The 608-nt window shown below is 51.5% G+C and carries 1 rRNA gene; it reads right to left on the bottom strand.

Annotation, left to right across the window (positions count from 1 at the left end):
• A 23S ribosomal RNA gene (locus DEAC_RS21995) occupies positions 1-608 on the bottom strand; the annotation flags it as partial.

Below are 608 nucleotides of genomic sequence, written 5' to 3'. Positions count from 1 at the left end.
GCCATAGCTTCGGTGATACACTTGAGCCCCGTTACATTTTCGGCGCAGAACCACTCGACCAGTGAGCTATTACGCACTCTTTAAATGGTGGCTGCTTCTGAGCCAACATCCTGGTTGTCTGTGCAATTCCACATCCTTTCCCACTTAGTGTATACTTTGGGACCTTAGCTGATGGTCTGGGCTGTTTCCCTTTTGACCATGAATCTTATCACCCATAGTCTGACTCCCAATCTTAAGCTTATGGCATTCGGAGTTTGATAAGGTTCGGTAACCTGGTAAGGCCCCTAGCCTATTCAGTGCTCTACCGCCATACGTCATCAATTGAGGCTAGCCCTAAAGCTATTTCGGGGAGAACCAGCTATCTCCGTGTTCGATTGGCATTTCACCCCTACCCACAGCTCATCCCCTGCCTTTTCAACGACAGTGAGTTCGGGCCTCCAGTAGGTTTTACCCCACCTTCACCCTGGCCATGGGTAGATCACACGGTTTCGGGTCTACAGCATGCAACTAGCCGCCCTCTTCAGACTCGCTTTCGCTTCGGCTCCGGCTCTTCGCCTTAACCTCGCTGCATACCGTAACTCGCCGGTTCATTCTACAAAAGGCACGCC

The organism is Desulfosporosinus acididurans (assembly GCF_001029285.1).
GTDB lineage: Bacteria > Bacillota > Desulfitobacteriia > Desulfitobacteriales > Desulfitobacteriaceae > Desulfosporosinus > Desulfosporosinus acididurans.
The sequence above is the reverse complement of the archived record's forward strand: the minus strand, read 5'-3'. Positions and strand labels throughout refer to the sequence as shown.